This is a genomic window from Halorubrum sp. JWXQ-INN 858 (assembly GCF_009806985.1).
In the GTDB taxonomy this organism is placed as follows: Archaea; Halobacteriota; Halobacteria; order Halobacteriales; family Haloferacaceae; genus Halorubrum.
On record NZ_WUAX01000011.1, the window covers coordinates 301,682 to 326,523 of the forward strand.

Annotated in this window: 17 protein-coding genes and 2 pseudogenes; 8 read left to right on the forward strand and 11 right to left on the reverse strand. The window is 59.3% G+C overall.

The features are described from left to right. A complete protein-coding gene (locus tag GRS48_RS10355) occupies positions 1-582 on the reverse strand; it encodes a biotin transporter BioY (RefSeq protein ID WP_159486154.1) in 582 nt (193 codons plus the stop codon). Between the two features lie 139 nt (positions 583-721). Here GRS48_RS10355 and GRS48_RS10360 point away from each other — a divergent pair, with 139 nt between their 5' ends. The 4 genes from GRS48_RS10360 to GRS48_RS10375 all read left to right on the forward strand — a co-directional run bounded on the left by GRS48_RS10360 (position 722) and on the right by GRS48_RS10375 (position 3,973). Then, positions 722-1,324: a hypothetical protein gene (locus GRS48_RS10360; protein ID WP_159486156.1), complete on the forward strand. Its 603-nt coding sequence runs from the start codon at positions 722-724 to the stop codon at positions 1,322-1,324. Between the two features lie 110 nt (positions 1,325-1,434). After that, positions 1,435-2,262, forward strand: coding sequence for a hypothetical protein (locus GRS48_RS10365; protein WP_321168396.1), 828 nt, complete (start codon positions 1,435-1,437; stop codon positions 2,260-2,262). A 61-nt stretch (positions 2,263-2,323) separates the two neighbouring features. Beyond that, positions 2,324-2,608, forward strand: a complete 285-nt coding sequence (locus tag GRS48_RS10370; protein ID WP_159486158.1) for a DUF357 domain-containing protein — start codon at positions 2,324-2,326, stop codon at positions 2,606-2,608. A gap of 168 nt (positions 2,609-2,776) precedes the next feature. After that, positions 2,777-3,973: an MFS transporter gene (locus tag GRS48_RS10375; RefSeq protein ID WP_321168397.1), complete on the forward strand. Its 1,197-nt coding sequence runs from the start codon at positions 2,777-2,779 to the stop codon at positions 3,971-3,973. A gap of 38 nt (positions 3,974-4,011) precedes the next feature. Here GRS48_RS10375 and GRS48_RS10380 read toward each other — a convergent pair whose 3' ends face one another. The 3 genes from GRS48_RS10380 to GRS48_RS10390 all read right to left on the reverse strand — a co-directional run bounded on the left by GRS48_RS10380 (position 4,012) and on the right by GRS48_RS10390 (position 11,694). Next, positions 4,012-7,770 (reverse strand): hypothetical protein, encoded by a 3,759-nt coding sequence (locus GRS48_RS10380; RefSeq protein ID WP_159486160.1) that lies wholly within the window; start codon positions 7,768-7,770, stop codon positions 4,012-4,014. Positions 7,771-8,660: 890 nt separating this feature from the next. Next, positions 8,661-9,125: a hypothetical protein gene (locus GRS48_RS10385; protein WP_159486162.1), complete on the reverse strand. Its 465-nt coding sequence runs from the start codon at positions 9,123-9,125 to the stop codon at positions 8,661-8,663. 184 nt (positions 9,126-9,309) lie between these two features. Then, entirely contained in the window at positions 9,310-11,694 is a 2,385-nt protein-coding gene (locus GRS48_RS10390; RefSeq protein WP_159486458.1) for a BGTF surface domain-containing protein, read from the reverse strand. Between the two features lie 488 nt (positions 11,695-12,182). On the opposite strand from GRS48_RS10390, the gene GRS48_RS10395 reads away from it, so the two are divergent. Both GRS48_RS10395 and GRS48_RS10400 read left to right on the forward strand, forming a co-directional pair. Beyond that, complete coding sequence (locus GRS48_RS10395; protein ID WP_159486164.1) at positions 12,183-14,660, forward strand: MFS transporter; 2,478 nt, start codon at positions 12,183-12,185, stop codon at positions 14,658-14,660. 72 nt (positions 14,661-14,732) lie between these two features. Continuing rightward, positions 14,733-16,133, forward strand: a complete 1,401-nt coding sequence (locus GRS48_RS10400) for a sugar transferase (RefSeq protein ID WP_159486166.1) — start codon at positions 14,733-14,735, stop codon at positions 16,131-16,133. 100 nt (positions 16,134-16,233) lie between these two features. Here the strand turns inward: GRS48_RS10400 and GRS48_RS10405 are convergent. From GRS48_RS10405 to GRS48_RS10430, 6 genes and pseudogenes are all read right to left on the reverse strand, one after another. Continuing rightward, a pseudogene (locus GRS48_RS10405) lies at positions 16,234-16,377 on the reverse strand (IS5/IS1182 family transposase); the annotation flags it as partial. A gap of 88 nt (positions 16,378-16,465) precedes the next feature. Next, positions 16,466-16,807, reverse strand: a complete 342-nt coding sequence (locus GRS48_RS10410) for a PemK-like protein (protein WP_235028045.1) — start codon at positions 16,805-16,807, stop codon at positions 16,466-16,468. Further along, complete coding sequence (locus GRS48_RS10415) at positions 16,804-17,163, reverse strand: helix-turn-helix domain-containing protein (protein ID WP_159486168.1); 360 nt, start codon at positions 17,161-17,163, stop codon at positions 16,804-16,806. Before GRS48_RS10415 ends, GRS48_RS10410 begins: the two co-directional genes overlap by 4 nt. Positions 17,164-18,018: 855 nt before the next feature. Next, entirely contained in the window at positions 18,019-19,128 is a 1,110-nt protein-coding gene (locus tag GRS48_RS10420; protein WP_159486170.1) for a glycosyltransferase family 2 protein, read from the reverse strand. A gap of 82 nt (positions 19,129-19,210) precedes the next feature. Beyond that, on the reverse strand, positions 19,211-20,398 hold the full coding sequence (locus tag GRS48_RS10425; protein WP_159486172.1) for a glycosyltransferase: 1,188 nt from the start codon (positions 20,396-20,398) through the stop codon (positions 19,211-19,213). Between the two features lie 74 nt (positions 20,399-20,472). Continuing rightward, on the reverse strand, positions 20,473-21,411 hold the full coding sequence (locus tag GRS48_RS10430) for a glycosyltransferase family 2 protein (protein ID WP_159486174.1): 939 nt from the start codon (positions 21,409-21,411) through the stop codon (positions 20,473-20,475). A 403-nt stretch (positions 21,412-21,814) separates the two neighbouring features. On the opposite strand from GRS48_RS10430, the gene GRS48_RS15430 reads away from it, so the two are divergent. Continuing rightward, entirely contained in the window at positions 21,815-22,729 is a 915-nt protein-coding gene (locus tag GRS48_RS15430; protein WP_394351201.1) for an O-antigen ligase family protein, read from the forward strand. 92 nt (positions 22,730-22,821) lie between these two features. Beyond that, positions 22,822-23,636 (forward strand): annotated as a pseudogene (locus tag GRS48_RS10440) (IS5 family transposase). Positions 23,637-23,912: 276 nt separating this feature from the next. On the opposite strand, the gene GRS48_RS10445 reads toward GRS48_RS10440, so the two are convergent. Further along, entirely contained in the window at positions 23,913-24,602 is a 690-nt protein-coding gene (locus GRS48_RS10445) for a hypothetical protein (protein WP_159486178.1), read from the reverse strand. Between the last annotated feature and the right edge of the window lie 240 nt (positions 24,603-24,842).

Below are 24,842 nucleotides of genomic sequence, written 5' to 3' on the forward strand. Positions count from 1 at the left end.
TCAGGCGGCGGCGATCGCGTCCGACCGGACGATCCCGACGGCGACGGCGACCTTCGCGGCCTCGGCCGGGAGGAACACCGCGGCTCCCTGCAGGAACGCCTCGCCGAGGGTGAGCCCGAGGACGGCCATCATGCCGAACACGCCGAGCGTGTAGACGACGACGACGCCGGCGGCCATGCCGGCGACGAGCGTCGGGACGCCGATCGTGTCGACGGCCCGGAGCGTCGCGCCGCGGTGGACGACCGCCCCGACGACCGCGGCGGCGATCGGGTACGACCAGAGGTAGCCCGCGGTCGGGCCGAGGAGCTCGCCGAGCCCGGCCGACCCGCCGGAGAACACCGGCGCGCCGAGCGCGCCCGCGAGCAGGTAGAGGACGAGCGCCGCGCCGCCCCAGACCGGCCCGAGGAAGACGCCCGCGAGGAAGACGCCGAGCACCTGGAGGGTGACGGGGGCCGGCGAGAGCGGGAACGGGAACGATACGTACGCGAACGCGCCGACGAGCGCGGCGAACAGCGCCGCGCGGGCGAGATTGGTCGCCGCCTCGTCGCCGACGAGGTCGACGGAGTCGGTCCGGGTTTCCATGGCGACGGCTCTCTCGTAAACCGACTTCAACTGTTTGGTTTACGGTGTGGCGGATCCACGTCGCCCGCCCCGAAACCCGGACGACCGACCCTGAGGTCCCCGGTACGCTTTTGCCCCCGGAGCGCGTCCTTTCGTCCTCATGGACGAGAAGACCGAAGAGCTTCGCGACCTCTTCATCGACGCCACCGGCGCGGACACGGTGACGGAGTCCCAATCCGAGTCGCCCGGGTCCCTCACCGGCCGCGACGAGGCCGCGGTCGACGAGCGCGTCCGGGAGCTGATCGCCACGATGCGGGACCGTTACGGGTTCGAGACGGCCCTGGACGACGCGGGCTACGAGCGCGTCGTGCGCGGCTACTTCGAAGGGGACGACGACGCCGGGATCGCCACGGCCCTTGACGTCGACGCCGCGACCGTCCGGCGCGCGCGCCTCGATCTCCACCTCGTCGCCGACGCGGACCGCGACGCGCCGTTCGACTACGGACGACTGAAGCGGCTGGTCGCCGAGGAGCGCCCGGTCGAGGAGTGCGCCACGGTGCTCGACGTCGACGCCGCGACCATCGCCGAGTACGCCGCGGTCGCACGCACCGAACTGACCGCCGCACGGGCGAACGGCCGGTTCCACGACGAGTTCCGCGAGCTGCTCACCGACGCCGCGATCGAGGGGTCGTACGCCGCCGACGCCCGCGAGGACGGACTGCGGGACGCCACCGAGGACCTCGAGACCGACGTGTCGCTTTAATACCTCCTTCCGGATCGATCGAGCCGCCTCGTCCGCTTCCGTTCGATCGCTCGGGCGACGCCGGTCGCCGACCCGAACGTATACGTACGAAGCCGGGGCCACCCCGGCGCGTGATCCCGTTCAGCGACGTCGCCCGCGCGGCCTTCTGTCCCCGACAGCTCTACTACGTTCGTCGCGACGACGACCGGTCGGTCCCGCCCGAGCCACGGGCCCGGATCGCGCTCGCCTTCCGGTATCCCGAACTCGTCGACGCGCCCGACGCGACGCTCAGACGGCTCCCGATCCGGCGGTCGCCGGCGGCGTACCGGCGGAACCTCTCGCGGCTGCGCGACCACGACGCGTACGACCGGCTCGTCGACCCCGCCCGCGAGCGGGCGTTCGTCGCCGGCCGCGACTGTCACGGGACGGTTCATAAGGTGCTGGACCCGGTCGGCGGGAACGGCAATGGCGGCGGTGGAGGCGGTGGAGGCGACGACGGCGGTGGCATCGATGGGGAGGACGACAACGACGAGGACGGCGACGACAACGACTGCGACGAGGATGGCGACGACAACGACCGCGACGGCGACGACGACTGCGACGGGGACGACGACAACGACGACGCCCGTCCGCCCGTGCCCGTCGTCGTCTCGCCGGGCGAGCCGCCCGAGCAGGGCGTGTGGGGGCCGCAGTCGGTCCGCGCGGTCGCGGCCGCGAAGGCGCTCGCGTGGGAACACGAGCGGGAGATCCCCCGGGCGTTCGTCGAGTACCCGTCCGTCGGCGTCGTCCGCGCGGTTCGCGTCACGCTCCGGCGGACCGCGTCGTACCGGCGGGCGCTCCGGGCGGCGCGCGGGATCGACGGCCCGCCCCCGCGCGTCGACGACGACCGGTGTTCGTCGTGTGCGTACCGCGACGAGTGCGGCGTCGAAACGCGCTCGCTCCGGTCGTTGCTCGGGTGACCCGCCCGGCCGCGTGGCTCGTCCCCGACGGGCTTTTGCTCCGCGGCGAGCAACGCGGCGTATGGCCGCCGATCTGGAGGAGAAGACGGACCGCTACGGGCGGATGCTCGCGGACGCGCTGGCGGCCGCGGAGCCGCGCCCGCCGGCCGACACGCCCCTCGGCTCGGCCGCCGCGGACGTCCTCGAGATGGCCGAGTCGTACCTCGAGGACGGCCGCCACTTCCGGGCCGCCAACGACCCCGTGAACGCGCTCGCGTCGTACTCGTACGGCTACGGCTGGCTCGACGCCGGGGTCCGGATGGGGCTGTTCGCGGTGCCCGACGACACCGAGCTGTTCACCACCTGATCCGGGTTCCTCACAGACCCGCGTGTCGTCACCGATTCGCGCCCCGTCACCGACCCGCGCGCCGTCGCGGAGCCGCGTGACTGCAACGTCGCGTTTGCCGTCACCGAACCGTTTAGGTCCATCCGAGGATCGGCAGCGTTACCACCGGCACTCGCGTGCGACCGCGTAGTGTCCTCCGTCGTCGAGCGAGCGGCCGGCCTCCGCTACCGGGACCGGGTGTTGGCGCTGTGTACGTTCGCCTTCTTCGTCACGATGTTCGGGCGGCTCGCGATCAGCCCGGTCGTCCCCCGGATCACCGAGTCGTTCGCGGTGTCGAACGCCGCGATCGGGCTCGCGCTGTCGGGGATGTGGCTCGCGTACGGGCTCGCGCAGTTCCCCAGCGGCGTGCTCGCGGACCGATACGGCGAGCGCGCGGTGATCCTCGTCTCCGTCGGCGGCACCGGGGTCGCCGCGCTGCTCATCGCGCTCGCGCCCGCCTACCCGGCGTTCGTCGTCACGACCGTGCTGCTCGGGGCGGTGGCCGGGCTCCACTACAGCGTCGGCACGACGTTCCTCGCGCGGATCTACGACGACGTCGGCACCGCCGTCGGGATCCACAACACGGGCGCGACCGTCGCCGGCTTGCTCACGCCCGTCGCCGTCACGTGGGTCGCGGTCCGCTACGGCTGGCGGCCCGCGGTCGCGCTCGGCGGGGTCGTAGGGCTCGTCGGCGTCGTCCTCTTCGCGGCGGGGGTGCGCCCGACGGAGCCGCAGCGACCCGACCAGCCGCTCCGCGAGCGGTTCCGCGTGGGGCCGCTCGCCGAGCTGCTCTCGCGGCCGGCGATCGGCTTTACGGTCGTGCTGGCGGCACTCGGCGAGTTCGCGTGGCAGGGGGTCGCCTCCTTCCTCCCGACGCTGCTCATCGAGCATCACGGCTACTCGGCGACCGCCGCCGGGATCGCCTTCGGCGGCTACTTCGTCGCCCAGGGGATCGCGCAGGTGCTCGTCGGGATCGCCTCCGACCGGGTCGGCCGGGACGCCACCACCGCGGTCTGTGTCGTCGTCGGGGCGGCCGGCATCGCGCTCGCGCTCGCGACGCCGAACGTCGTCCTGATCGGGGTCGCCGTCGCGCTCATCGGGATCGGAATGAGCTTCGGGGCCGCGCTCCTCCCGCGCTTCCTCGATCACCTCTCGGCCTCCGAGCAGGGGGCCGGCTTCGGGCTCGTCCGCACCGTCTACATGCTCGTCGCCGCCTCGGGGAGCGTCGTCGTCGGGTTCCTCGCCGACGTCGCCGGGTGGGGGATCGCGTTCGGCACCGTCGCCGCGCTCCTGCTCGTCGTCGCCGCCGGGCTCGCGGCGAACCGCCTCCTCGGGCTCGGTTGGTGACGAGAGTTGATGGTGGGAGGTCCGCCCCCCGACGCCACCTACCGGCTCCGCCGGACGAGCAGCCCGACGGCAAGCACCGCCGCGAGCAGGGCCGTAGCGGGGGCGAACTCGCGCACCTCGTCGACGGAGATCCACGGCTCGCGGCCGTCCCCTAACGCGTCCCGGTCCAGATCGGAGAGCGATATCTCCCCGTCCGTCAGGTAGCCGTCCGCCCAGTTCGCTACGGAGCCGTCACCCGACTCGTCGAGAGTGAGGGGGGATGCCGGGTCCTCCCTCAGCGTCGCGCGTTCGTAGGGGACCGGCGGATCGAGACGGACCCGCCCGTCGGGGTCGAGGGCGGTCGCGTCGCGCTCGTCGCGTTCGGCGGTTCCCCCGCCACTCGAGCCGCCACCCGATCGACCCGTCGACCCGCCGCCGGAGCTCCCGGCCGATCGATCGGCCGCCGAGTCGTCGGCCGCATCGGGGTCCGGATCCGCCTCCTCGGGGTCGGCGTCGGCGACGTCCGTTTCGTTGGTGGACGGAACGGCGTCTTCCGTCTCGTCGGTCTCCGCGTCGGCCCCGGCGGTGGCGTCGGCGTCGTCACCCGTTCCCCCGTCGTCGACCGCCACGCCATCGTCGACGGTTCCGTCCCCGCCGCCCTCGTCGCCGTCGTTGCCTCCGCCGTCCTCGCCATCCCCGCCATCCTCGCCATCCCCGCCATCCTCGCCGTCCGTCCCCGAACCGCTCGTGTCCTCGTGTTCCGACTCGCCGTCGCCCGCGTAGGTGACCGTCGTCGTGACCGTCTCGGCGTCGTCGGTGCCGTCGTCCGTCCCCTCCGTCGCCTCCGTTCCGTCCCGGAGCCGGTCGTCGGTCACCGCGAAGGTGACCGCGAGGTCGTCGCCGGCGGCGGGCGGTTCGTCCTCGAACGCCATGGTCGCCTGCTCGAAGACGGCGTACCGGCGTCCGTCGTCCGCGACCACGGTCGTCGCGTCCGCGAACGACGGGTCCGAGAGGTTCGCCGCGACGGGGTCGGTGTCGTCGTCACCCTCGTCGTCTTCCGCGTCGTCACTCTCGTCGTCCGTGTTCCCCCCGTCCTCTACGTCCGTTCCCCGCACCGTCAGCGACAGGCCCGTCCGGGCGTCGAGGTCGCCGAGGGTGTCGATCGGGGCGCCGGTCGCGACGAGTCCGTCGAGGCCCGTGGCCGCCAGCGCGTAGACGACGGTGTCGTCGTCGGTGACCGCGTCCGCCTCCGTCAGCGACCCCTCCGCGGTCGCCGCCGTGATCGCGTCGGCCGTCGTCAGGTCCGCGGGGTCGTGCGCGTCGCTCGCGAGCACCGTGACCGCCTCGGTGTCGCGCTCGGCGAGCGTCAGCGTCGCGGCGTCGTCCGGCTCCGCGCCCGCGTCGGGGCGGACCGTCACGTCGTAGGGGCCCGCGTCGATCGTGGCGTCGGGGACCGCGGTCTGGTCGACGAGCGTGACGGCCGCCGGGCCGTCGACGACCGTCGCCGCGTCCGCAGCGAGGTCCGGATCGCCCAGCGCGTAGGTGTTGAGCCGCACCGTCGCCGGGTCGCCCTCCGAGAGGTCGACCGCGAACGTCCCCGTGTAGTCGCCGTCCGCCGACGCGAGACGGAGGTGGGCGGTTTCAGTGGGGTGAGTCGTACTAATTTTGAGGTCTAGTAAATCTCCGATGGTGTGGTTAGATGGTTCGTTATGAAGCCCCACTTCTGCTGTTGGCTGATCCGCAACAGAGAATGATGAAGATGATCTGATTCCAGACTGGAGATCAATTACTCGTATGGAGTATGACCCGGTTTGAAGAGAATCAAAGCTGAACGATTTGGTGTCACCCTCGTCTAAAGACACGTATTTACTAGTCTTCAACTCACCAGAGTCGGTGTATATTTCTAAGTAAATCGTATCCTCAGATATCTGTGATTCAACTTGTCCAGTGATTGAGTCATCGACATCGAATTCAGAATCAGACAACTCCAGTAGAAGGTTCGCACTTTCTAACGTTACAGAGGAATCATCTGCAAAGATCGGACTTGCAACCGTATACTTCCCCAGAGGCTGGTTGGTCGTCTCATATAATGAAATCTGACTGTTGGTCCCAGACAGCAGTTGTGATTGTTCGTCTTCGTTAGCAATATCAACCGTAAATTCTTCTGACTCTTGGTGTTCGATTGCAACAGAAGCTCCTTGATAAACAGTAGTGTTAGTACTGTCAAAGATCGTTGTGCCAGAGTATCGAATCGATCGCCTTTCCGCTTGTATTGGTTCTCCTTTTCCCTCGGGATGAATGTCTTGTAAAACAACGTCCTCTACGAGTGGTGAGAGTCCACTCTCAAGAGTTACTGGCGAATCAAGTTTTGTAGCATCGATAATTAGCTGCCCACTATTATGCTGGTACATGTCGGTGTCTTCCCCAAGGTCGAATGATGAGGAACTATTCGATGAAGTCTCAACGGTGATTGTACCCTGACTGTCATCGATTGCAATATTAAATGGTATTTCAATAACGGCGGTTTCTTCTTTGTCTAGTCGGTTCTCGTGACTCAAATAATGAACCGGCTCGCTTTGAATCGAGACATCTCCATCTTCCAAGCTTTCAGAAATAGATATTGTTTGTGAGCCTTTATCCATGTTATTCGACTGAGAATAGATCACAGCATCAGCACTGTACTCGCTGCTTTCCTGTGGATTGGTAATTAAATCATAAGAAAGAGAAACAGTATCGCCTTCCTTCAAACGGGGTACGTCTTCTACCTGAGACACATCAACCGTGAGTTGTCCAGCGGTTGCATGAACTTCAACCCCATCTCGATCGGCGAATTCAATCACATCCTCCTCACGCTGAATCGAGAGTCCACTCAAATCTTCTGACGAGCCAAGTTTGGAAAGGTTTCCGCCTTGATCGGTAAACGAGCTTGAATACTCAATGAGAATTCGATCCAGGTCTCCTCCCTTGGTTGCAGAATTTTCGATGATCGTTGCCTCAAAGGTATGTGTCGAGTCTTGAACATCTGCATTTGAAGGGTCTGCAGTTATGGAATCACTCTCAAACGTTCCCTTCTTTGGAGCAGTTACTGTCTCAAGATCACCAGCATAAATGACGTCTTTATCGAGCCCATCATCACCAAGATGGATTGTAGCAGCGAGTTCAGTATCTCCTTGGATCTCATCGATATCGACTGAGACGGTTCCCTGATCTCCTTGTTGAAATCCAATCGTATTGGCTATAGAACCGTCCTCATCGGTTTGCCAAATCGCCAAATAGTCCTGTTCTGGGTCTTCTAATTGAACATCGGTTACCTCGATGCTCTTCGTTTCATGATCGTAGGCATCTTGTTCGATCCGGGTATCCGCCTTTGAGACGACAGAAAAAGATCCGTACGTGAAGGAGTATCCTTGCTGAACTCGATATTCTAAGTCATCGTTCCTTCGTTCAAGAGAGCGGTCAATAGTTGCGACTCCTGTCGTATCGACGTTTGAAATAATCAGGTCAAAATTCGTTGGGCTATCCAATGCGGACTCTTGAATCGTAACCGTCGCATCGGACGTGTCTGCGTTATGAATTGTTACCTCGTCTTCGGTTGCAGATTGCCCGTTTGTAATAGTGTACGAGCTGGAATCGTCGTCAAAATCTGCGCCAGCATCGACTAAATCACCGACACTGACAGTCACTGATTCAGAGTCATCCCGAATCGAGATATCCTCGATCGTCTGTGTCTGATCCGGTCCGACGCCGACATCCTCAACAGTACCAATACTGCTGATACTTCCGGCCCCCGATTCGGAGACGATCGCGATCCCGGCCATACCGGCGAGGAGGGTCAGCACACACAACACCGCAAGCGTCGGGCGACGGGTCGGACTGTCGTGCGTCATGGGCGACTCGGCGACCGCGCGCGTCGACGGGTCGACGCCACGGGGTCACGCGAGCCCGGACGACGACGCGACCGGACGCGGACGGGCGTGGACGACGGGTCGATCGGCGGGCGTGCGTTCGAGTTGTCAAGACCCAGTCACTGGTCCGCATATAGGGCTTGTGATGGCGTTCGTTTCAGGCGACCGGAGACTGTCGCCCGCGTGAAACCACTGCACGGCGTCGCCGTGGGGATCGCGACGCGTCCGAGCGGGCGTGACGCAGCCGGCGACGCTGACGGCGCGAGTGCGGGCGCGTCGGACGTACCACCGCACGGAAACGAAGCGGGGGCTCTCGGCGGTCCCGTCGACGGCGGTCGAGCGACCGAGGATCGGGGGTCGATCGCGGGCGATCCGGGGTGGATCCGAGGGTGAGCGCGGGGGCGACGCGTGGCGCGCGCGCGGGGGTGGTCGGCTCTCGTGGCCGGGGGTGTCGGGGAACGTCGACGCGCGTCGTCAGGACGCGTCGGTGGTCGTGTGTCGCCGTGCGGTGGTCGCGATCAGCTGTCGTCCGTGTTAGGACGGCAGCGTCGGTCGGAGGGAGCGTTGGTGTCCCCGGTGGGCCTCGCCGTGGTGTCTACCGCGGTCACGATGACAAACAGTAGCATGATCGTCGCGGGATACACGGCCCGCACTGATGCGGTGGGGACGTCGATGCGTGGATATCGAAGCCTCGAGTTCAGCTTGGAGGGGTAAGGACGTAGTGTGGGACTCAACTCGCGTACCGATCCGCCCGGTGGGTCAGTGGCGATGCGTTCGGACTCTCGTACCGTGCAGACCTCTCGCTACCCGCCGCGAGCGTCATCGTCATCGTTCGCGTCCGGCGGTTCGAAGTCCGCGGCGGCGAGGACGGCGCTCACGTTCTCGTGATCGACGAGGCGGACGATCTTCAGCGCCTCCCCGTCAACCAGCGCGGAGGCCGTCCGATACCGGGTTTCGACGACGTCGAGCCCGTCGCGGGTGGTGGCATGGGTCTCGATCACCTCGATGAGTCCGTCGATGATCGTCTGTTGGGCCTCCTGGTAGAGTTCCTGAGCTTCCTCCTCGTCGATCTCGCCCGCTTCCAGTTGTTCTCGGAGCTCCGCCTCACGCTCGGAGAGCGGCGTCTCAACGTCGAGAGCGACCGTCGCGCGTGCCTCGCCGTCCGGGGGGTCCGCCGAAACGTCGAAGGCAGTCCGGGTGCCGACATCACGTGTCTCTCGGTGTCGGTGGACATCGTCGAGTACGTCTCGTTCGAGGCGGTCGGGCATGGAACCCTCTATTCGGTGTGGCCGTATGGGCGTTGTGGCCTGCTCGAAAAGCACGAACCGCGAGCGGTGGTCGTCGCTGGCCGGTATGAGTGTGATAAAGAAAGCCGCGAAGGGGCCGACCCGCGTGGGCCGGTGGTTGAAACCTGGGTCGCCGTGCGGTGGTCGCGCTCAGCTGTCGTCCGTGTTAGGGACGGCGGCGGGTCGCGAGCAACGCGGCGGCGATGAGGGCGACGAGGGCGACGACAGCGCCGAAGCCGGGCGTGTCATCGTCCGTCGGTTCCTCAGTCTCGGGTTCCTCAGTCTCGGGTTCCTCGGTCTCCGGCTCCTCCGTCTCCGGTTCCTCGGTCTCCGGTTCCTCGGTCTCCTCAGGCGTCTCAGTCTCTTCCGGCGTCTCCGTCTCCTCTTCGACGGCGTCGACAACGTTGCCGTCAGCTTCCGGCTGCTCCGGGAAGCCGCCCGAGCGGACCGAGAGGTCGAAGGTGTCGCCGGTGTTCGTGTCGCTGAAGTCGAAGGTACCCGTGACGTCCTCGTTCTGCGTGACCTCGAGGTCGCTCTCGGTCATGATGAACGAGGGACGGGTGTCGCCCGACGAGCGGACGCGCATGTTGACTTCGCTACCGGGTGCGATGTTCGTCATGGCCGTCAGCTCGACGTCCTCAGTGGCCGTCACGTTGTACGGGTCCTCGGCGAACTCGCCGGTACGCTCTTCAACGTCGTACGTGGAGTCGATCTCCTCGAAGAGGTCGTCGAGGTCGTCGTCGTCCTCAGAGTCCCACTCGAGGAGCCACTCGTCCTCGACGCGGAAGTTCATGTTGAACTCGTAGTCTTCTTCGTCATCGAGAGCTTCCGGGTTGCTCCCGCTGGTGAACGCGGTGTTCTCGTCGTTCCAATCGTCGGTGTTGATCGCGACGAAGACGCCGTCTTCACCGGGCGTCGTGATGACCTCGACGTCGTTCGTGGTGAGGTCAACAACGCGGCGTGCGGTGTTCGGACCAGCACTGTCACGCGTCTCACGGAGACGGATGCGGGCTGCACGGTCACTGTTTTTCTCCTCGAAGAGAGACTGACCAGCCTGGCTGTCGATCAGGTCCGTGAGTTCGACGCCATCATTCGTTTCGATGTACTGGAACATCCCCTCGAGGCCCGTCGCGTCGAGCTGGTGGATGGCCCAGTCGTCCTGCGCGACGAGGTCGCGCTCGGTGATGTTGCCTGCGCCGGCACCGGCGAGCACGTCTTCGACGTCGTCGATGTCGTCAACAGTGTCGTCGGAGGCCGTCCAGACGTTGAGTTCGTTCGTTTCGCGGTCCTCGATGAGGAGCGACCCGACGTCGTCGGGGTTCTCGACGGTCTCCTCGAAGTCACCGATCTCGGCGAGAACGGACATGTCGTAGTCACCCGTACTCAGGATGAACTCGAGGTCGTCCGTCACTTCCTCGTCGACGCTGATCCCGGCGTCTTCGTCAAGGTCATCCTCATCGACCCAGATAACGTCGCCGTGTGCCTCGACCTCACCGCTGGAACTCGTGCCAGCGGTGTAGGTGTTGAAGTACACCGTGATCTCGTCATCATCGTTGAAGTCATCGATGGTGACGTTCAGCTGGTAGCCGAAGTCGTCTTCCTCACCGATGACGAGGGTACCCTCGTCTGCGGCGTCGTTCGCTGCGATCGTCACGCTAGTGACACCACCCTGTGCGGTGCTAACGGTGGAGTCAACGAATTCGAGTTCGGCGTCCGCAACGTCGCGAACGGTGATCTCTGCGGTGTCTTCGGCGGCCGTGTCGTCAACCTCGAAGAGGAACTCGTAGTCGCCGTCGTCAATGCCGTCGAAGTCGACTTCCTCTTCACGGTCGTTGATCTGGTACAGACCGATCTTCTCGTCAGCGTCCTCCTCATCCGTCTCGTAGAGGAAGGCGTCGAACGGACCGAACAGTTCGTTCGGAGTGTCACCAACGGCGGTGCGGTTGTCGTCGGTGGAAGCGTCGTCGTAGTCCTCGTCAGGAGCGAAGATGCCGAACAGCTCCTCGTCGTCGAGGTCGCCGTCAGCGCTGACGTTCAGCGTGTACGTACCACGGTTCGAGTCGATCTCGAGGTCAGTGGTGGAGTCGCCACCAGCGTCAGCGACCTCGTCATCGTCGAAGTCAGCGTCGAGGTCCTGAATACGGATCTCGAAGGTGTCGCCCTGCATCGGCGTCCGGTTGAGGACGATGTTAGAGGAGTCTCCACCGGAAATGAAGTAATCACCGGCATCGAGGTCCTCGGTATCGATGGTAACCTCACCATCGGTACCCGCAGAGACGTCCTCAATGAACGCACTGCTGGACACCTGACCATCGTCAGTTCCAGTTACACGGCGAAGCTGGAACTGCTGACCGTCAGTGGAACCGAGGTCTTCAGTCGTTACGTCCTCTCCCTGCCAGGGGTTGGACGGGTCATACGTAAAGTCGCCATGGTCGTTACCCGCGGCCGCAGCCGGCATCGCCGCGAAGCCGATTGCAACCATGGAAAGGACCATGATAGCACTGAAGAAGACCGCGTTGGCCTTCTTGCGTGTGTTATTGTCGTTTGTCATTGTTTAGTTGCGGTCTGCACGCGACAGCAGCTTTCTCCTGACCTCGGAGAGGTGCCCGGTCTTCGTCGACGCCTACGTTTCTTCGGGGTGCGGCCGGACTCGGTCGCAGATACTCATGTACTGCCACTTGGGTAGGGGTACACCCGAAACCTTTGTCGCTCGTTATAAATACTTTGTGTTGATTGGGGTGGCGTGTGAAAGCGTCACACTCCCGCAAACGGGCGTCTGACGCCGTCTCCCGGGATCCGGCATATATGCTTTGTGGCGAGCGGGACGGGGGGTTGTCGTCGTCGGTCGCGGAGGGCCGTCGTGGGTCGGCGAGAGATCGACGTGGTGCCGTCGACGGGTCCGCGATCGACCGGCACGCGGTGGGCGTGTCAGTGGGCGTGTGGTCGACGCGCGGTGGACGTGTGGTGGTCGGTGTAGTCGACCCGCGGGCGCGCGGCAACGCAGGGCTTTACTCGGTCGCCCGCGCAGGTGTCGAGTATATGGCGGACCCGTACGCGGAGACGCGCGCGCTCCTCGACGAGCGCCCCGACGTCGAGGCGGCGCTCGAGGACGCCCTCGCGGTCGACGTCGCGGGCCCGTGGACGTTCGACGACGTCGACGTCGACTCCGGCACCTTCGGCGAGCTCGTCTCGCGCGGGATCGTGACGAAACGCGACGGCGACTACCGACTCGCCGACCCCGACGCCGTCCGCGCCGCGCTCGACGGCGACCCCTACACGGGCGGCGCGGCGGGGGAGACGGGCGAGGGAACCGGGATCGGAGTGCGGGTTCGCGAACGCGTCGAGAACGTCCGCGACGGGGCCCACCGCGATCTCCTCGTCGGGCTCGTCGGCGCGTTCGCCCTGCTCATGCTCATGCGGGTCGTGACGATCCGCCGGGTCTTCCGCGAGGACCGCGTCCTCTTGCCGGGTAACGACCCGTACCACTACCTCTACTGGGTCGAGCGGTTGACGGCGTCGGACGTCGACCCGCTCGACTTCGAGGGGATCGCCGGCGTGCTCGGAGGGCGAGCCAGCGGCGAGCCGCTCACGTACACCATCGGCTGGTGGGCGACCGAGGCGCTCGGAGGCGGGGCCGACGACGCCGCCATGGTCGTCGCGTGGATCCCGATCGCGTGCGCGCTCGTCGTGGGCGCGGGCGTCTACCTCGTCGCGCTCTGGACGACGAACGACGAGCGCGTCGCGGTGGCGTCCGTCGTCGCCTTCGCGCTGCTCCCCGGGCACGCCCTCTACTCGGGGATCGGGTTCTTCGACCACCACGCCGTCGACTACGTCTGGCTCACTCTCTCGATCGTCGGCGTGCTCTGGTTGGCTCGCGACCAGGAGCGACGCGCCGCGACGGAGCGGCTCCGACACCTCACCTCGCCCGCGACGTGGCTGGTCGTCGCCGCCCTCGGCGTCGTCTTCGCCGCGATGGTCCACACGTGGAACGGCTCGCCCGTCCTCCTCGTCGGGCTCGCCGTCTACGCGTCGATCCGTGCGACCTCGGACATGCGTGCCGGATGGAACCCGCTCGTCGCCGCCGTCCCTCTCGTGAGCGCGCTCGGGGTCGGGTTCCTGCTCGCGTACGCGTTACACACGCAGGCAGGGTGGCAGGAACCCGTGGCCGTCTACTCGCTCCTGTTGGTCTGCGTCGGGGTCGCCTTCGTGGCGGGTGCCGCGGCGGCTCTCCAGCACAGCGGGGCCCACCCGGGGATCCACCTCGGGCTCGCGGCGTTCAGCGTCGTTCCTCTCTGGCTCGGATTCGGACGCCTCCGCCCGGACGAGGCCGACCGGCTGACCGATCGCGCGCGCGACTCGTTGCTCGGTCGGGACTACGCCGCCGAGACGCGGTCGCTGTTCGACGCCGACTACGGCGTCTTCTTCGGCCCCGTCGACCACTTCGGCTGGCTGCTGTTCGTGGCGCTGCCGGTGCTCGGCTGGGTGACGTGGCGATGCGTCCACGACCACGAACCGCGCTGGCTCGTCGTCGCCGGCTACGCGTACGCGCTGATCGGGTTCGCGCTCGTCCAGATCCGGTTCGCCGGCGAGGCGACCGGAGTCGTCGCGGTGCTGGCGGGGCTCGGCTTGGTCCACCTGCTCTCCGTCGTCGACGTCGCGGAACGCCCGGCCCCCTTCGGTGACCGTGAGGAACGGGTTCGATTCGATCTCGGCCTCCCCGGCGGCTCGTGGCAGCGCGCCGGCTACGCCGTCGGCGCGGTTCTGGTCGTCGCCAGCCTGAGCCTGTTCATGGTCCCCGCGGTGATGGACGCGGTCGCCCCGACCGACGAGCAGGCCGAGGCGATCGACTGGATCGCCGCGGATGCCGCCGAGCACGACGGTGAGGACTTCGTGTTGAGCCGATGGGGACGCAACCGGATGTACAACTACGCCGTCAGCGGGGAGTCGGACACGTACGGCTACGCACAGCGAACCTATGAGCCGTTCATTCGGGACGCCGACCCGGACGCACACGCCGACGAGTTCCAGGGGCGCGTCGGCTACGTGGCCGTCAACGAGGTGGACGCCGAGGTTCCACCGGAGACGACGTACGCCCAGCTGTTCGAGGAAGCCGGGAGCGCGAGCGGGACGGCGGACGGCTCCGGGCGCTTCCAGCTCGCGTTCACCACCGCAGACGAGGGGATCAAGGTGTTCCGCCCGGTCGCGGGCGCGACGCTCGTCGGGGAGGCGGAACCCGGCGCGACCGTGCTCGTTCGGGCGGACGTCGACGTCGACGGGGAGTCGCTCACGTACGAACGCCGCACGACCGCGGACGACGAGGGGGCCTTCTCGGTCGTCGTCGCCCACCCCGGAAAGTACGAGGCGGAAGGCGGGACGCTCGACGCTGCGGGCGCGGACGATGGCGAGAGGGCGGTGGCCGTGTCGTCGGAGGCAGTCCACGGTGGCGAGGTCGTCGACGGTAGCGACGACAGCGACGACAACGACGACAGCGACGACAACGACGAGAGCAACGAGTGAGTGGAGACCAGGAGGTCGATTCCGTCGGCTCGTTCACAGTTCTTTTATACACTCAATGATACGAATCGGGTAATGCTCTCCGGGTGGCGATACCGTCTCCTCAGCGTGTTCGGCGTGGCCGCGCTCGCAGCGGCCGCCACGCTCATCGCGAACCACCCGGTTCCACAGTCGTTGTTCACGACGTACGTCCCGCTGTTCGACCGGCTCGACCCGATCGTGCTGTCGGGCGACCGGCTCTTCCTCGTCGTGGGGTTGAGCCTGCTCGCGATCGTCGGCAGCCTCATCCCGCTGTACAAGCCCCGACCGCGGCGCATGCTCGACGTGGTCCTGCTGGCACAGAAGCGCGTGCTCGTCGCCGGGCTCGCGATCGCGACGCTCGGCTTTTTCAAGTGGTCGCTGCGGGTGCCACGCGCGACGCTCACGATCACGATCGGGCTGCTCCTCCTGCTCGTGCCCGCGTGGTTCGTCGGGATCCGCCGGCAGCCCCGGACCGAGCCCAGCCGCGCGATCATCGTCGGCGACGACGCCGAGCAGATCCGCCGGCTCGCCGCGGAAACGTCGTTCTCGTTCCTCGGGTACCTCGCCCCCTCCGCCGTGTTCGCGAGGACGGAGCGCGAGCGGATCGCCGCGGTCGCCGACGGCGGGGCCCCGGAGATCGATCGGCTCGGCGGGCTCTCCCGGATCGAGGACCTGCTCGTCGGCCACGACGTCGACACGGTGGTGCTCGCGTTCTCGGAGCCGGACCGCGCCGAGTTCTTCGGCACGCTCGACGCCTGCTATGAACACGGCGTCGCGGCAAAGGTCCACCGCGCGTTCGCCGACAGCGTGTTGACCGCCGGGAGCGGGGAGGGCCCTCTCGTCGACGTCGAGGTTGAACCGTGGGACGTCCAGGACTACTTCTTCAAGCGCGTGTTCGACGTCGCCTTCGCGATCGTCGGTCTCGTCGTCTTCGCGCCGGTCATGGTCGCGATCGCGGTCGCGATCACGCTCGACGATCGGGGTCCCGTCCTGTATCAACAGGAGCGGACCGCCGGGCTCGGCGAGACGATCACGGTGGCGAAGTTCCGGTCGATGACCCCGAAAGGGGCGTCGGCGACGCCCTCGGCGGACGCGGACAACGACCGGATCACCCGCGTCGGGCGCGTCCTCCGGAGGACCCACCTCGACGAGCTCCCGCAGCTGTGGACGATCCTCAAAGGCGACATGAGCGTGGTCGGTCCGCGAGCGGCCTGGACCGAAGAGGAGACCCTCCTGGAGCGCGAGACGGATTCGTGGCGGAAACGCTGGTTCGTGAAGCCGGGGCTCACCGGGCTCGCCCAGGTCAACGACGTGAAGAGCACGGAGCCGCGAAAGAAGCTCCGCTACGACCTCGAGTACATCCGCCGGCAGTCGTTCTGGTACGATCTGAAGATCGTCATCCGGCAGATATGGGCGGTCGTAAGCGATCTGCGGACGGTTCTCGACACGCCGTAGGGAGCCGCCGCCGGCGTCGCTCCGGCCGGCTCCGTCTCGTTGGATTGGGTCCGTGAGAGAAACGGAGAGAGTACGTTTCGTCGGCTCTGATGAATCACTAGAGCCGGAGACAGGGGTGCGAAACGACGCCGTAGTCGGTGAATCTCCCGTCCCTTTCGGGGGCAGCGGCTTCGCCTCGGTCACCAACAGCGTTGTTAACTACAGACACCGCTTTGCTCGTGAAGCGGAACTTCTTCGACGTCACGCATTGCCGATTTCCCGCTTTCTGCCTTTGATTTGACGACCTAGCCTGCCGCCTTACAGCGATTCACCAGAGCCGGATATCGTGCGGTTCATCGGGAAACGTAGCCGATCGATCGTGTCGCCACGTCCTCGAGGCGGTCATCGACGAGGGAGGTCATGTAAAACGCTACCTCTGCAGCGCTGTTGAGGGTCGCGAACGACCACGCGAGGACGTGACTCCGTTTCCCGAGCGGATCGCCCGCGTAGTCGTCGTCTCGGAGCACGAGCGACTCCTCGTGATAGGTCTTCGTCGAGATCGGGACCGTAATGAGTTGCAGCCCGTGGCTGGAAAACCTGGGCGTCCCCAATACGAGCATCGGACGGCCTTTGTCAGAGAGCGGGTCAGTTCCCCACACGACATCGCCGCGCTCGAGTGCGTCGAACTCGGTCACTGCACGCGCTCCGTCTCGTCGGTTCGGAGCTCCTCGAGACGCTCCTCGCCGTACCGTTCGTTCGCGGTTTCGTGGTATCGGTGCAGCCGATAGGCGGCCCGGAGCCGTTCCTCGTCGTCAGCGATCGCCCAGTACGGGCGCTTGTGTCGCACGAGGCCCCGCTGTTTCAGTCGTGAGAGGATCGCACTGACGGCGTCCGGATCGAGCCCGAGCCGGTCGGCGATCGTCGCCGCCTTCCACGCACGGTCGTCGTTCTCGTCGAGAAACAGGACGATCCGCTCGGTGTCGTTCCGTTCCTCGAACCCGTCGTCGTCGGCGTTCTCGAACTCGTCGATATCGATGGTCCCGCTCGACATACCGTCGTGTTGGGACCGTTGGACCATAGCTATTTTGGACGTTTGTTATCGAGGGAGAGAGTACGTTTCGTCTGTCTCAGAGTGCGGGTCCCGATAATTCATCGAGGAGCGAGGAAAAGGAGAGAAAGGAGAGGAAGGAAGGAAGGAGAGGGAGAGTACGTTTCGTCTGTCTCGGTTGGTGGGTTCGGAGGCTGACCCGCCTGCGACAGGGTCGTCGATCCGGACGACGGCGGCGGGGAGGTTACTTCGGGCCCCTAAAAGGGTCGCCGGCGAGACTCTCCCTCAGGGAGACCTGAGACAGACGAAACGTACTCTCCCTCTGTGGCCCGCCAAGGAGCGAGACAGACGAAACGTACTCTCTCCGTGTGGTCCGTCCCGGGTGCCGGACAGACGAAACGTACTCTCGACACCACCGTTGGGGCCCCCCGGTCACGTCGGTCGTGGCGTGCGTCATCGTCGACGACGAGAACACTCGACACGGTGGGGTGTGGGTGTCGATCGACCCGGCCGGCGGCCGACATGCCCCCCGTTGACCCCCTCTCGTCGACGCCGATCGATTCGTCACGGTCGACGCCTCCGGTCGTCCGTCGCGTCGACGGTCCGCCTTCATCACTGCATCCCGCCCAACCACACCTCGCTCCGCCACCTCACCACACCCCGCCAGACTCCACCCGTTTCCGCCGCTTCACTTGCAGCGGTGGCGTGTGGAGGTCGCTTGTGATTTCATCTGATCTCAGCCACGCGCCGGTAATTCACACTTCAAGGGGGAATGCGGTCGATATGGTGCATATTAAGTGAATATTCGATTCGAGGTAATGAATAATAAAACAAGTAAAGCAAATACGAGAGTTGGATCTATGTCCGGTCACTTGTATCCCAGACAATGACGTTTGATCCCTGAAGGAAGTTGAGTAATCCACGGAACATTCCGTAGTTGGCTTGGATAAAGTAGAACGGAATGTGGATTATTGCGCGGTGTTTTAAGTACCCCTTTTCAGAGAAATACCCGGCGACAGCGAGTGAGTAGAATACGCCTTGACCGACGAGAGGAATAGTGTAAAAAGTCGGGTTAGAAAGGGCGACCAAGCCGACGTTTGAAACGGCGATGGCGAGAAGGAATACGGGTGATAACCATCGAAGAACTTTGTGAGACCACAACTGATAGGCGATGCGAGGATGTGAGAGTGGGTTTAAAAGATCAGGGTATCTGACAATGCTGTTCCAGCTCCGGGTAACGATCCGGATCCGACGATTCAATTCGTTAGTGGCATTCTTTTCAGTCTCTTCCCATGCGACGGCTTTCGGTGCGTATTTCACCAGCCCTCCGTTTCGGAGTATAGATAGCGGTTCGGTGAAGTCACTGATCGCATCGGCCGGTTGTGGGACGTATGATTCGGCATGTACTGCGTAGATTGAACCGTTACCTGTGATGAGTGAACTTGTGGCTGATTCGAGTCGCTTGATCCGTGACTCGTACCGCCAATAGACTGATTCTCCCTCCACGTTACTCGAATCGTGGTAGCGGAGCTCGCCGACCACGCACCCGATGCGGGGTGTAAACCCTCGAACTAACTCCTTCAGCGCATCGGGCTCGTACATGCTGTTCGCGTCGGAGAAGACGAGGATTTCCTCATCAACGAGTTTGGCCACGCGATTCTGACACTCGGTCTTTCCAACTCGACCCTCGATACGTACGAGAGTAACATTCTGATTTTCATATGACCGAACGATCTCGTCCGTTGTATCGTCGGATCCATCTGAGAACACGACGACGTTGAGTCGATCGGTGGGATACTCTAATTTGAGGCTATTTTCTATCTTCTCGGCAATGACGTCCTCCTCATTGTACGCTGCAATGATGAGAGCGGTGGATGGAAGCTTGTCTAACTGAACTGCTTGGTCACTGGAACACAATCTGTTATATAAATACAATGTGGCCGGGTAAAAAAAGAACGTATGTAGCATTGAACTCAAACACAATATAAACGTGGCCACGAGAATTATTTCTAGTGATATCAGAGGAGTTATTTGGATCATCATTCTTGCACTATTGCTCGTTGATTAGAGATCGGTAGATACGCTCCACTTCCTGTACGTTCGTCTCCCACGAATAATTTTGCGCGATATTTCTTCCAGAAGCCGCTAAATCATCTCGTAACGATTTATCACGCGATAATTTTAATAAATAAGATCCCAACTCCTCGTGGTCTTGTTTATTGATTAAATATCCTTCTTTTCCATGTGTAATATATTCTTCTGGGCCCTCATTTTGGCAGGCAATCACGGGTAATTCACATGCCATGGCCTCTAGATATGCAATACCAAACGCTTCGCGGTAACTGGGAAGCACAAAAACCTGAGAGTTCCAAAGGTACTCAAATACCTTTTCATTTAGGATCTCTCCAAGAAATAGCACGTCCTCCATATTCATTTCTTCCACATATTCTTCTAAGGTTTGTCGGTATGGTCCATCACCAATGAGAATATATTGATAATCAATATCTAGCTGGGAAAGCGCCTTAAGAGCAGTCAATTGATCCTTGGATCGTATTAAGTCACCAACTGAGATGATTGTCAGCTTATCTTCCGAGATCTCAGCGGGAACGTCCCTGTTTTTTACTTCATCTATTTTTGAGACTGGAATTCCGTTTGCGATAACGTGAATTTCCGTTTCCCTTGCTACATGCTCCGGGATTTGCCGTTTTATTTTCTGGCTATTCACAAGAACAGCATCAGATTGTGTCAGACATTCATTTACTATAAAGCGATTAAAGAATTGTTCGTACAGAAGATTTAGATCTGCTCCATGAACCGTCGTCACGAGTGGAACATCAAAATGCTTGCTAACCGGAATAGATGCATATCCGTTTGGATTCGCAACGTGTGCATTAATCACATCCGGTGTGAAATTATCGTTTTCTAGGGACGAGATCCATTTACGAGAAAGAAAGCGAGAGATAATCGCGGTTAATGCCTGAGTGTGCTTATTTGGTAGTGAGATTGTTCGAGGATACCGAGTCGTTATACCGTCCATTTGCAATTTGTATGGAACATCTCTATGAAGTGATCTGTATTTTTCAGAAATACCTGGAAGAGACGGAATATAAGGGTGTGGGGAAATAACTTCTGGATCGTGACCCATTCGTTGCAGAGTTTTTACTTGATACTGAACGAATATGCCATATACTGGACGACATTTATCTGGATATAGGTTTGAGATGATTAAAGGTTTCATCAGTTTCTCAAAAGAAGAACTTGATGATGGGATTTGAAATTTTTGATCGAGAAACGAGTGTCACTCTATCAGCATTAGATGCACGTGAGAGCACGAATCTTGTCTCTAAAATACTTAGCAAATCGGTATAAAGGGCTTCCTCCGAGCGAAATAATAAATAATAAAATTGTGCCAACAGACAATGGATTATACATGATCGATTTAAATAAATACCTCCTAGCTTCAGAGTATCTACCAAGGTATAGTGCAGATCTGCCAATACGTTTAAGAAACATTGATTTGAATCTTAGTTGGAATCGTACGCCTTCACTCTTCGCTAAATTTTTATGCTTTTCATATATTTTTGGATATGCAACATCACGAAGTTCGGTATGCCGGTCACCGATCTGATCATATTCACCAAATCTACGAATAACAAGTGGTTCAGGAACAGACTCAAAACTAGTATCTGATGCCAATCTTATCCACCATTCCCGATCCTGCATGATTGGCAATTCTGGATCTGGCTTACCAACGGAATTTATCAAATGATGACTCACTAAGACACTGGAAAAGCCACCAATGACACCTCCAGAGAACAAATACCGTCGTATATTTCCACGGACGGTAGGAGTAAAAGTTTTAATTGTATTCCCATTCCCATCTACAAATTCTTGCCCAGTATAGACGACACCAACAGAATCATTTCGATGAATTTTATTTATTTGCTTTTCTATCTTAGTTTTCTTCCATTGATCATCATCATCAAGAAAAGCAATATACTCTCCATTGGCATTCTTAATACCCCAATTACGTGCAGCATTGGCACCTTGATTTTTTTCGAATTTTTTGTAATAAATGTTATGGTTCTGATCATATAGGAACTTTATCTCCTTGGTTGAAGCATCATCGATAACCAATATTTCAATATTCTGGTATGATTGGTCTAAAACACTCTTGATTGCTTCATTAACCATTTTCGGTCGATTGTAAGTAGGAATAACAACACTGACAAGAGGAGCTTCTGAAGCCATCCTTTTTACAGCATTCGTATAAAGTTAAAAGTGATTCGCAATATATAGGTATTTGCACATCAATGATCGATCAGAGATAATGAACAGTGGCTCCTTTTTAAAATCACTTAGTCCGCTTCTTTTTCGTGACAGATCGGTATTGATCGTACTGATACTATCTGTTTTCACCGTTGCTACATATAATCAAGGGCAAGCTAGATTATTCACCCAAATATCAATGGTATTATATATATCGTTACTCTCCTTAACGATTCTTCTTGAAAATGATTCAAAGATGGGAGTATGGGGTCGTCAAAGCTTTATTTTTTTAATTTTATTTATACTTATCTATATATATTCCACAGTGATTACGCAATCGCTTGTGGAAGTTGGGATGGCGGTTACATTATCAAGTATTCTTATTATGCTACTCTACTTGGTACCAAAAGCGGTATCACTCAATGTCTTCTTACACTATATTGCATTATTATCTGCTCTACTAGGAAGTCTTGGATTACTACCTCTTTTAGTCGGAGAATTTAAAATAGTTGTATTACCTGTTGAGTTGCACACAGGCCATAATATACGGATCCTCGGAACAAATGTTGAGGTACTGAGAATACAATCAGTATTCGGCAATCCTAATGGCCTAGCTCGTCTTGTTGGTCCCGGATCGTTGGTCTCGGCATACTTATTATTAAAAACGCGGAAGTGGAGGTACTTACTGTTCTTTTCCCTGTCAGCGATATGTTTGTATCTTACTGGCAGCCGATCTGGCTCATTAATATTCTTTTCTGGTGTATTAATATATGCATCTCTATTTATTATGAATAAATTGAATATTGGTAGTCTTAGCCGAGTGATTGTAGACTGTGTTTTCACTACGATCTCTTTAGTCATAGCAATAGCACTGCTCGGTAGAATCGAGTTACTATACTTGCTGCCTGTCGATTTTACAAATAGATTACTTTTATGGGAAGCAACTGCTAATCTCATAAGGGATAACACAATAGCTGGAATGGGGTATAACCTTGGATACGATTTCATGTCTCCATTACTTCCAGAGAGGTTTGAAGGCTATTCACCGCACAATTCGTATCTTCGCATGTTTCTTCATACTGGTATTGTTGGTGGTATCTCGTACATTCTTTTCCACTATATCATACTTTCTAGGTTTTCCAGAACAAATATGTCGAATGAAGATCAGTTTCTACTCAGCTTAACAATTACAATGATCATTATACAATTATTTGAGACATTTTCTACTATTGGCCTCACTCATGGATCAGTGATAAGTTCCATATGCTTGGGGTATTGTCTCTATCGCACAGCAAACTAACTGTAGACCCATAATTACCTGGCTCTGTAGTTCCGCTAGACGCGAGGGATTCGACTGCGTTATTGCCGTAGAAAGCGAAGAGACAGATTGGTTTGATATCCGAAATCCGTCTCTTCACGCGTGTTACGGTCGCTAAGGCTAGATCAGTTGTTGCTAATCCGGACGAGCCCGCCGACTCCGAGGGGAGGCGGGTTCGCCGAGTGGGCGATGCTCACCGTGCATGCACTCCGCATCGAGTTGGTCAAATCCTACCGCGTTGTGGTGGATTTGCTCTCAGAAATGCCCGGCGTTCTTGAAGAGGTCGGACTCACTAGGCTTCCACACTACACGGTGCTTCGCACGTGGTTTGAGCGGATTCCGACCAAGACGTGGCGTGCGTTTCTCGGCTGATGCGCCGAGAAACGCACCGGCCACGCTGCTATCGATTCGACTGGCTTTGACCGTGATCAGCCCAGCCGTCACTACGCCAACCGCACGAACTACCGCGTTCGAGCGCTAAAAGTTGGCTCCCATAGATATCGAATTACGGACATTATCGACATCCACTCAACGACCTCAAAGAAACACGATGCGAAGATCGGCCCGTAGGTCGCCGACGCAAGACCGACGACCTTCGGAGTCTCACTGTTGATCGTGGCTATGACGCCAAATCCTTCCGCGATGAACTCCGCGAAAACGGGATCTGACCATTGATTAAATACCGGGTCATGAATCCACCCGATCACGCTACAACGCCTGCATAGACGGTGGTCGCTACCATCAACGTTCTATGTCAGAAACCATCTTCTCATCGATTAAGCGCACGCTCGGCTCCGCCGTGCGTGCGCAGAGCTGGTGGTTAGAGTTCCGCGAAATGCTGCTGAAAGCCACCGTCTACAACCTTCGCCGGAGCGTTCGATACCCATGAAATCCGGCACCGTGTACCAAAACTACAGAGCCACCTGTCAATCTGTTTGGGATATATTTCGATGAAAACACTGGAATTAAGTTACAAAATATCTGTAAGAGTCATGTCGGTGCAACTGCGGAGAGGTTCCTAATCTTTCATTCTGTGAAGAGAGTAGAGGTGCTCCTTAGGAATGCCAGATTATCTTACATTCTTCTTTTCAAATATGTAAAAAGGAAGAGTTAAGACAATAGGATCGTGGCTCCGAGCCTTTGCCGTTGCCACAACGTGCTTGAATTAACGCGACTCTCTATTATATCTTGAAGATTTATCATGCCACTTTTGGTGACGAGCAATCACGACAACAGGTATCTGTTTTATATTAAGGTATTGTGCGATAGCAAGCCTGTGTCGTCCATCTACCCAAAGGAATTCACCATCTCGACCAATATCAACAGCAATTTCATCCCAGTAAAGATCCTTTGAAAGAGGTATCGAATATGGTTTTTCTGACAATTCTTCCTGTGATTTATATCCATTCTCTTTCATGTCGTAACACAGATCTTCTATTCTTTCAGTGTAAGAATCGAATTCTTTATCATTTGATTTCTTATATTCTGCTAACGTAGTACATTCCCAATCTATTCCATGATCAAAACGTCTTTGAATAGACTCATAAAATCGTTTCTTGTGATAAGTAGTACCTTCTTTATCCCAGTTTCCATCGAGGACAATGCCTACATCGGCTCTTCTATATTCATATGCACCCACTCTCCCTGTTGATCGACAGATCTGATTTGGGTTGATATATATTATATCACAGCCATACAATATAGAACGATTCAACATATATATTACTCTCCGATGATAGCGTTTAAATTCATTACGTACTTTGTTCATAGCTGCTTTTAATCCACGACTTGCACATAGTGATGAAATGTCTAAAATTCTTTGTCTGATCAAATTAATCACCGAGTATTCAGTCACATGATTTCAACCATCATAATTTCATCCATTCATTGTTCTTTGGAAGGACATCTGCACTAGCGAACTGTATCTTTTGACTCGAAAAGGACGAAGGCACTACTAACGTGCTTAACAAAACAATCCGCTCGGTAAATTACCATGTCGGGCATCGCTGACCCAGTGCTTACCCTCTTCGACTTGATAGCGACAGTTCAGCAGTATTATAATTTCCTGCAGAAGGGCATTACTCAAAAGCCAAAC

What these genes read in the sequence shown, in the direction of transcription:
- GRS48_RS10385 (WP_159486162.1), bottom strand. Translation starts at nt 9,125, where the DNA reads ATGCCCGACCGCCTCGAACGAGACGTACTCGACGATGTCCACCGACAC.
- GRS48_RS10420 (WP_159486170.1), bottom strand. Translation starts at nt 19,128, where the DNA reads ATGCTACATACGTTCTTTTTTTACCCGGCCACATTGTATTTATATAAC.
- GRS48_RS10370 (WP_159486158.1), top strand. Translation starts at nt 2,324, where the DNA reads ATGGCCGCCGATCTGGAGGAGAAGACGGACCGCTACGGGCGGATGCTC.
- GRS48_RS10400 (WP_159486166.1), top strand. Translation starts at nt 14,733, where the DNA reads ATGCTCTCCGGGTGGCGATACCGTCTCCTCAGCGTGTTCGGCGTGGCC.
- GRS48_RS10380 (WP_159486160.1), bottom strand. Translation starts at nt 7,770, where the DNA reads ATGGCCGGGATCGCGATCGTCTCCGAATCGGGGGCCGGAAGTATCAGC.
- GRS48_RS10415 (WP_159486168.1), bottom strand. Translation starts at nt 17,163, where the DNA reads ATGTCGAGCGGGACCATCGATATCGACGAGTTCGAGAACGCCGACGAC.
- GRS48_RS10360 (WP_159486156.1), top strand. Translation starts at nt 722, where the DNA reads ATGGACGAGAAGACCGAAGAGCTTCGCGACCTCTTCATCGACGCCACC.
- GRS48_RS10395 (WP_159486164.1), top strand. Translation starts at nt 12,183, where the DNA reads ATGGCGGACCCGTACGCGGAGACGCGCGCGCTCCTCGACGAGCGCCCC.
- GRS48_RS10430 (WP_159486174.1), bottom strand. Translation starts at nt 21,411, where the DNA reads ATGGCTTCAGAAGCTCCTCTTGTCAGTGTTGTTATTCCTACTTACAAT.
- GRS48_RS15430 (WP_394351201.1), top strand. Translation starts at nt 21,815, where the DNA reads ATGCTACTCTACTTGGTACCAAAAGCGGTATCACTCAATGTCTTCTTA.
- GRS48_RS10425 (WP_159486172.1), bottom strand. Translation starts at nt 20,398, where the DNA reads ATGAAACCTTTAATCATCTCAAACCTATATCCAGATAAATGTCGTCCA.
- GRS48_RS10355 (WP_159486154.1), bottom strand. Translation starts at nt 582, where the DNA reads ATGGAAACCCGGACCGACTCCGTCGACCTCGTCGGCGACGAGGCGGCG.
- GRS48_RS10390 (WP_159486458.1), bottom strand. Translation starts at nt 11,694, where the DNA reads ATGACAAACGACAATAACACACGCAAGAAGGCCAACGCGGTCTTCTTC.